At 62.0% G+C, this 7,586-nt stretch carries 8 protein-coding genes; 3 read left to right on the plus strand and 5 right to left on the minus strand.

What is annotated here, in order from left to right:
• The 4 genes from EOA22_RS18895 to fabD form a co-directional block, all read right to left on the minus strand.
• Positions 1 to 171 (minus strand): beta-ketoacyl synthase N-terminal-like domain-containing protein (locus EOA22_RS18895; protein ID WP_281040765.1); only part of this gene is annotated, 171 nt, incomplete at its 3' end.
• 34 nt (positions 172 to 205) lie between these two features.
• The gene (locus tag EOA22_RS18900) at positions 206 to 442 is read right to left on the minus strand and encodes an acyl carrier protein (RefSeq protein ID WP_006203723.1); all 237 of its coding nucleotides are present in this window, start codon (positions 440 to 442) and stop codon (positions 206 to 208) included.
• A gap of 211 nt (positions 443 to 653) precedes the next feature.
• On the minus strand, positions 654 to 1,391 hold the full coding sequence (fabG, locus tag EOA22_RS18905) for a 3-oxoacyl-[acyl-carrier-protein] reductase (RefSeq protein WP_013532516.1): 738 nt from the start codon (positions 1,389 to 1,391) through the stop codon (positions 654 to 656).
• 59 nt (positions 1,392 to 1,450) lie between these two features.
• On the minus strand, positions 1,451 to 2,392 hold the full coding sequence (fabD, locus tag EOA22_RS18910; RefSeq protein ID WP_013532517.1) for an ACP S-malonyltransferase: 942 nt from the start codon (positions 2,390 to 2,392) through the stop codon (positions 1,451 to 1,453).
• A gap of 277 nt (positions 2,393 to 2,669) precedes the next feature.
• On the opposite strand from fabD, the gene EOA22_RS18915 reads away from it, so the two are divergent.
• Positions 2,670 to 4,601: an LTA synthase family protein gene (locus EOA22_RS18915; RefSeq protein WP_024504319.1), complete on the plus strand. Its 1,932-nt coding sequence runs from the start codon at positions 2,670 to 2,672 to the stop codon at positions 4,599 to 4,601.
• Positions 4,602 to 4,648: 47 nt separating this feature from the next.
• On the opposite strand, the gene EOA22_RS18920 is transcribed toward EOA22_RS18915, so the two are convergent.
• The gene (locus tag EOA22_RS18920) at positions 4,649 to 6,310 is read right to left on the minus strand and encodes a pilus assembly protein (RefSeq protein ID WP_063167703.1); all 1,662 of its coding nucleotides are present in this window, start codon (positions 6,308 to 6,310) and stop codon (positions 4,649 to 4,651) included.
• 451 nt (positions 6,311 to 6,761) lie between these two features.
• Between EOA22_RS18920 and rpsF the strand changes: the two genes are divergently transcribed.
• Both rpsF and rpsR read left to right on the plus strand, forming a co-directional pair.
• On the plus strand, positions 6,762 to 7,262 hold the full coding sequence (gene rpsF, locus EOA22_RS18925; protein ID WP_013532520.1) for a 30S ribosomal protein S6: 501 nt from the start codon (positions 6,762 to 6,764) through the stop codon (positions 7,260 to 7,262).
• A complete protein-coding gene (gene rpsR, locus EOA22_RS18930) occupies positions 7,262 to 7,510 on the plus strand; it encodes a 30S ribosomal protein S18 (protein WP_006203718.1) in 249 nt (82 codons plus the stop codon). The genes rpsF and rpsR overlap by 1 nt, the downstream gene beginning before the upstream one ends.
• The last annotated feature ends 76 nt before the right edge of the window (positions 7,511 to 7,586 follow it).

The following is a 7,586-nucleotide window of genomic DNA, read 5'->3' on the forward strand; positions in this document are numbered from 1 at the left end:
GCCGTCACCCCGCGGACTGACGCGGGTGATCATGCAAGCAAGGTCCTCCACCTCGAACTCGGTGATGCGCTTGGCAGCGCTGCGGCCGGTCAGAAGCTCCTTCCAGCTGTGCTCGAAGCCCATGCCGAACGGCGACAGCAAGCCAAGGCCCGTGACGACGACACGCCTCATCGCAGGTCCTCCCCGGTGATGACTGCAGAAAGCGTCAGGCCGAAGCCTTGTCGATGTACTTCACGGCATCGCCGACGGTCAGGATGGTCTCGGCCGCGTCGTCGGGGATCTCGACGCCGAATTCTTCTTCGAACGCCATGACGAGTTCGACCGTGTCGAGGCTGTCGGCGCCCAGATCATCGATGAAGCTCGCCTGCTCCGTCACTTTGTCGGCATCGACGCCAAGGTGCTCGATGACGATCTTCTTGACGCGCTCTGCGGTGTCACTCATTTGGGCATCCTCGTCTTTTGTTTGTCTGTCTTCGTTAGCGGGCAGAATGCCGCTAATCAAGCTGAAAGATGGTCCTGCCGGAAACGCAACGACTACGGACCGATTTTTGCCCGAACCGCCGGGTTGCGGGCCGCATTACACGAAAAATAGCTGAGGTCCAAGCCGAAATGGTCTCTTTACACAACCCGCCGGCGTTGCTGCAGAACCTCGTTCAAATCATAGCCATGCCGCCATTTACGTGGATGGTCTGGCCGGTGACGTAGGCGGCTTCGTTGGAGGCGAGATAAGCGACGGCGGACGCGACTTCGACGCTGGTGCCCATGCGCCGCGTCGGGATCGCCGCCATGATCGCCTCTTTCTGCTTGTCGTTGAGCTTGTCGGTCATTGCCGATTCGATGAAGCCTGGTGCAACACAGTTAACTGTGATGTTGCGGGTGGCGATCTCCTGCGCCAGCGACTTGGAGAAGCCGATCATGCCGGCCTTGGAGGCGCAGTAATTGGTCTGGCCGGGATTGCCGGTCACGCCGACCACCGAGGTGATGTTGATGATGCGGCCATGGCGGCGGCGCATCATCGGATGGGTGAGTTCGCGGGTGAGCCGGAAAACGGCGGTCAGATTGACCTCGATCACGCTGTCCCAATCGGCATCCGACATGCGCACGAACAGCCCGTCCTTGGTGATGCCGGCGTTGTTGACCAGGATGTCGACGCCTTCGAGATCGGCCTCGGCTTTCTGGCCGAGCGCCTTGACCTCGTCACGGTTGGACAAATTGGCCGGGAACAGCTTGACCCGGTCGCCAAGCTCGCTAGCCAGCGCCTCCAGTTTCTCGACGCGGGTGCCATGCAGGCCGACGATCGCGCCTTGCGCATGCAGCATCCGGGCGATCGCCTCGCCGATGCCTCCCGATGCGCCGGTGACGAGCGCCTTGCGGCCAGTCAATTCGAACATTTTTGTCTCCTGATTGAGAAGAGAACACCCCTTTGCAGGGAATGGGATCAAATAGGGCTTTATGCAAGCGCTGCTAGCGTTGCCTCGACCTCAGCCGCCGAGCCGACCGACGCAGTGGCGATGTCGCGGTTGATGCGCCGCGCCAATCCCGAAAGCACCTTGCCGGCGCCAATCTCGTAAAGCGTGGTGACGCCATTTGCGCCGAACCACTCCACGGTCTCGCGCCAGCGTACGCGGCCGGTTATCTGCTCGACCAGGCGGCGGGCGATCTCGTCCGGATCGCTGGTCGGGCTGACCGTGACATTGGAGAGGACGGGAACGACCGGCGCATTCTTTGTCACACCGGCGAGTGCGTCGCGCATAACGTTCGCGGCCGGCGCCATCAGCGCCGAATGGAAGGGCGCGGACACCTGCAGCATCAGTGCGCGCTTGGCGCCTTTCTCAGTGCACAGTTTCGCCGCCAGTTCGACCGCGGCCCTGGCGCCGGAAATGACCAGTTGGCCGCCGCCATTGTCGTTGGCGATCTGGCAGACGGAGCCTTTGGCGGCTTCCGCGCAAGCGGCTTCGACATCGGCCTGTTCCAATCCGATGATCGCCGCCATGGCGCCCTCGCCGGCCGGCACCGCCGCCTGCATGGCATTGCCGCGGATGCGCAGCAGCCTGGCGGCATCGGCAACCGAAACGAAGCCAGCGGCCGCGAGCGCCGAATATTCGCCCAGCGAATGACCGGCGACATAGGCGACCTTGCCTTTCAGCGAGAAGCCGCGCGATTCCAGCGCCCGGATCGCGGCCAGCGACACCGCCATCAGCGCCGGCTGCGCGTTGGCGGTCAGCATCAACGTCTCTTCCGGCCCTTCCCAGATCAGCTTCGACAGGTTTTCGCCGAGCGCGTCGTCGACTTCCTGGAAAATTCTGCGCGCCTCGGGAAAGGCCTCGGCGAGATCCTTGCCCATGCCGACTGCCTGGCTGCCTTGTCCAGGAAAGGTGAATGCAACGGCCATGCGCGGGCTCCCAAGGGCTGGTTTTGCTTGCCTGATAGACGAGTTTTTCTTGCCTGTGACGCAAGGCAGGCCGCCAAGTCAAGCCCGGTTCGACCCTGCTCGACCGCAGCTTCATCCGCCGAGTGCCTGTTCCGAAAGGCTTTTTGGCGATCACTCCTGATGAAAACCGCTCACGATTCGTTTGCTGGCTCTTCTTATTTTGGCCACAGGCGCTAGCTTTGCGTGACAATTCCATGACAATCGAGTGACGTGCTTGTCGCTGGGTGGGGAAGTTAAAGTGGCAAAGAGTTACAAACGCGCCGGCAAGGCCGCGCCACAGTTCCTGGAAGACGACCCCTCCACCGGCTATCTGCCGGGCAGGAGATGGCCGGTCGTGCGCTATGGGCTGATCAGCCTGGCGATCGCCGCCGTCCTGGTGTTTGCCATCGAACTGATCGTGCGCGGCGACTTTGCCGGCACGGTCTCCTTCTTCCTGCAGCCGCTCAAGCCGGGCTGGACCACCATCGTCGTGTTCGCGCTGATCCTGATCGGCCTCGATGCGGTGCTGGGCCGCAGCCATCAGAGCCTGATGATCGTCGCGCCGCTGACGCTATCGCTTGCCTTCGTCGGCCACCAGAAGTCGCATTATCTCGGCGATCCGCTCTATCCGACCGATTTCCTCTATGCCCGCCAGATCTTCGCGCTGTTGCCGCTTTTGGTGCGCGACCGGCCGATGACCGCGCTCGCCATGGTCGTCGGCATCGTCGCCGGCCTGTCGCTGCTCGTCTATGGCTGGCGGATGTGGCGCCGCAAGGTTCCCGCACTCAGCCGCAAGGGACGCCTTGCGCGGCTGACGCTGGCAGTGCCGCTGCTCGCCTTCTTCGTTTCGATCATGGACTATGCCACCTTCTCCTGGACCAGGGACCGGTTGCAGATCATCCCGATCATGTGGGACCAGAAGGAAAACTATGCCTCCAACGGTTTTGCGCTGGCCTTTGCGCTCAATGTGCCGATGGCGCATGTCTCTGCGCCGCCGGGCTATTCCGACAAGGCGATCGCGGCGATCGCCAGGCCCGATGTGACCGCCTCGGTGCCGGCCGAGAAGCCTGACATCATCATCGTCATGAGCGAGTCCTTCTGGGACCCGACCAAGCTGCCCGGCGTCACCATCACGCCCGATCCGATCCCCAATGTGCGGGCGCTGCGCTCCGGCTCGATGTTCTCGCCGGAGTTCGGCGGCATGACCGCCAATATCGAGTTCGAGGCGCTGACCGGCTTCTCCAACGCGTTCCTGCCGGCCGGCAGCATCCCCTACCAGCAATATGTGCGCACGCCGACGCCGTCGCTGGCAACCTTCCTCAAGAGCCAGGGTTATCGGGCGCGCGCCATCCATCCGGGCACCAACTGGTTCTGGAACCGTGGCGCGGTCTACGCCGATTTCGGCTTCAACGATTTCAAGTCGGAAGAGACGCTGCCGCCAATGCAAAAGCGCGGGCCACTGGCATCGGATGCCGCGATGACCGACGAGATCATCAGCGAGGCCGACGCCAGCGAAGAGCCGGTGTTCTTCTTTGCGGTCAGCCTGCAAAACCACGGTCCCTACGAACCGAACCGCTATTACAGTCCCACGCACAGGGTGCAGGCGCCGATCAGCCAGTGGGCGCGCGAATCGCTGCTCAGCTACGCCGAAGGCTCAGCCGATGCCGATCGCGGTCTCGAACGCCTCGTCGAATGGGCAAAGACACGCTCCCGCCCAACCGTGATCGCCTTCTTCGGCGACCATCTGCCGCCGCTCGGGCCGGTCTATGTCGAAACCGGCTTCCTGAAGGACAATGTCGCGCCGCGCAAGGAAGCGTCGCCCGAGGCTGCCCTCGAGCATCATGAGACGCCGCTGGTCATCTGGTCGAACCGCACCGGGCCGGCTGAGCACATGGGCGCTGTCAGCCCGGCCTTCCTGCCCTATCATATCCTGAAGACGGCCGGCATCAGCCATCCCTACTACACCGGCTTCCTGGGCGAGATGAGCGAACACTACCGTGTCGTCGACCGCAATTTGCTGCTGACGCCGGCTGGCGAGGCCACGCCCGATTGGGCGCGGCAGAAGGAGATCGATCCGGCGATCCGCGATTTCCGCCTGCTGCAGTACGATATGATGTTCGGCAAACGCCACGCAGCGCCCGACTTCTTCCCCGAAACGGTCGACAAGATTGTCGCCGCCCATACGAGTTGAGGCCAGCGATTTCCTCAGAGCCTGCTGGTCCGTCTCGGTTCGCGTGTTCAGTTGGTCAATTGCAGCTTCGTGAAGTTGTTGGCGATCTGAAGGAACACGTTCGGCAGTTTGGTCGGATCGTTGACGGCATAATAGTTGCTCGGATCCGAGGCGCAGGCGCTGTAAAGCGCACGGTTGGCTGCGGTGTCGGATTGCAGCACCATGGTGTAGATCTGCACGCCCTCGTTCTTCAATTGCGTGCAAACGTTTTTGGTCCAGCCGTCGACATTGCGCGCAGCGGTCGTCTGGTTGTCCGATCCGAAGCGGCCGCCAGCCAGATAGCCATAGGATGTGTAATCCGACTTTGTCGGTTCTTGTTCGCTGGCGCCATAGACGACGTTCTCGCCGTCGGTGAGCAACAGCACGATCTTGCTGATGCCGGGCGTCTTCCAAGGCGCTCCGTCGGTGTAGGGCGCGGCGGGCGACAGCACACGCATACCCCATGACAGGCCCTCGGAGACATTGGTACCCGAGCCATTCCACTCGGTCATCTGACTGGCCGCCTTGCGCAGCTTGTCGAAATCGTCGGTCAGGGGGACCACCGGGGTCGGACACGCACGGTTCGGGCCGACAGTGACGGGAGAGCCGATCTCGGTGATGAGTTCCTTGGCGGGCGCAACATATTTGGCGATCTTTTCCCTGGCATCCCTGTCATCGGGCGACAGAAGTTCGATGAGATTGCCGAGCAGGTTGCTGAGATCGATGCCCAGAATGTTGATGCCCGACTGGGCAAGCCTGGTTTTGTCGCTGACATCGTTGAGATAGGAGTTGTTGTAGTATTTATCCGAATTGCCATAGGAGCCAGACGGCTTCTGGGCGTCTTCGGGATCATCCGGCGCAAAGTAGGGCACGAACAGCGTGTCGGGCTTGGCCGGGTCGGGTGGCGTGTCGGAGATATTGTAAGCGCCTGGCCGCGCCTCGACGCAACCTTTCCATCCGGTGCCATTCCATCCGGCATCGGCCCATCCGGTCTTCTTGAGCTGTTTGAAAAGCGCCATGTGGTTCGGCCGCTTGCCGTCGATGACGGGAAAATTGACGCCGTTGGTTGAGGACTTGCCGTCCATGTCGATCCAGGACGGGTCGAAGCCGTCGCCATTGACATTGACGGCCGTCACGAAAGGAACCAGCGAGGCGCGGATCTTGCGCGTTGGCGATTTCGCCGCTTCGAGCGTGTCGAGCAACGATTTTGTCGCCGTCCTCAGCGCCGTCATCCGCGCGCCGGCCATCGAGCCGGTGTTGTCCAGCACCAGCACGACTTCGAGCTGGTTGTTCGATTCGACCGCCGAGGCATCGACCACGATGTGCTTGCTGTCGCCGAACAGGAAGGCGAAGTTGAGATGGACGTCCGCCGAGGCAACCGCCTTGGTCTTGACGAAGTTGACGCCCTTGTCGACAGTCAACGTCGCCTGCGCATTGTCGAGCTCGCCATGACCGACGATGTTGGCCTGGAAATAGCGGTTGAAAGCGTCATTGCGGGTGATGTCGAGATCGCCAAGATGCGAAGAAGCAAGGTTTGCCGAATCGAGAGCGTTCTGCAAATTGCTCTTGGCCCGCATAAGGGTCGAGACATCGGTTGCGAAAGCGACTGCCGTCAGGATGACCGGCAAACCCAGTCCCAGCACAAGCGTGAAATTGCCGCTCTTCGAGCGCCAGAATTTGTTGAGAAGCATCCTTACCCCCGGAAATGCTTGCCGCTTTTGCGCGGTTGTCCGGGCTTTTGCGCCTTCCATGATGAATCGACCGTTGACGGCCAGGCTTCAACTCCACACAACCTGCTGGTGTGGTTAAGACGTGGTTGCCGGAAACCACGACTCCGGCCGTTGCTGCTCCCGATCGTCGCCTGCGACACACGGGAATGCCGCTTGCCCTTGCTTTGCGGCCGGATTGCTGTATAGACGCCCGCAATCTGCCGGTCCTTGCTGGGGGCTGAACGGAGGGCCGGAGGTTTTTCAGAACCTTCGTGTGAAGCCGGAAGTGCTTCCGCCTCCCGTGTCTCCGCTCTCGACCGTCTCGTCATGCTCCTTTCTTCCCCCTGCCCCTCGAGGGTTTGCGGGTCAGAGAAGTTGCAGAGGCTTTTGCCGCCGGGAACCGGGAGAGAAACGAAGAAAGGCATAAGACATAATGGCTCTTTACGAACATGTGTTTCTTGCCCGGCAGGACCTCTCGCAGCAGCAGGTCGATGCGCTTGTCGAACAGTACAAGGGTGTCATCTCCGCAAATGGCGGGTCCGTCGGCCGGGTCGAGAACTGGGGACTGAAGTCCCTCACCTACCGGGTCAACAAGAACCGGAAGGCTTACTACACGCTGATGGACCTGAATTGCCCGGCGGCCGCGCTCAACGAGATGGAGCGCCAGATGGGCCTGTCCGAAGACGTGCTGCGTTTCCTGACCATCAAGGTCGAGGCGCATGAGGAAGGCCCGTCGGCCATGATGCAGAAGCGCGAAGAGCGCTCGGAACGCGGCGGCTTCGGCGACCGTGACCGTGGCGATCGTGGTCCGCGTTCGTTCGGCGATCGTGATCGCGGCGACCGTGGCGATCGTCCGCCGCGCTCGTTCGGCGACGCCGGTGCCGATCGTGGTCCGCGCCGTCCGCGCGAAGGCTTTGAAGGGGGTGCAGAATAATGGTCGACATCAATCAGATCCCGACCCGGCGCCCGTTCCATCGCCGCCGCAAGACCTGCCCGTTCTCCGGCGCCAACGCGCCCAAGATCGACTACAAGGACGTGCGTCTGCTGCAGCGCTACATTTCCGAGCGTGGCAAGATCGTGCCGTCGCGCATCACCGCCGTCAGCCAGAAGAAGCAGCGCGAACTCGCCAAGGCGATCAAGCGCGCCCGCTTCCTCGGCCTGCTGCCCTACGTGGTTCGCTAATATCTCAAATGCGGGCGGTTCGCCGCCCGCTCTTCTCCCACGGCGACGGGCGCCGCAGGGTTGAACATCAAATCCC

Origin of the sequence: Mesorhizobium sp. M7A.F.Ca.US.014.04.1.1, assembly GCF_003998745.1 — a bacterium.
In the GTDB taxonomy this organism is placed as follows: domain Bacteria; phylum Pseudomonadota; class Alphaproteobacteria; order Rhizobiales; family Rhizobiaceae; genus Mesorhizobium; species Mesorhizobium ciceri.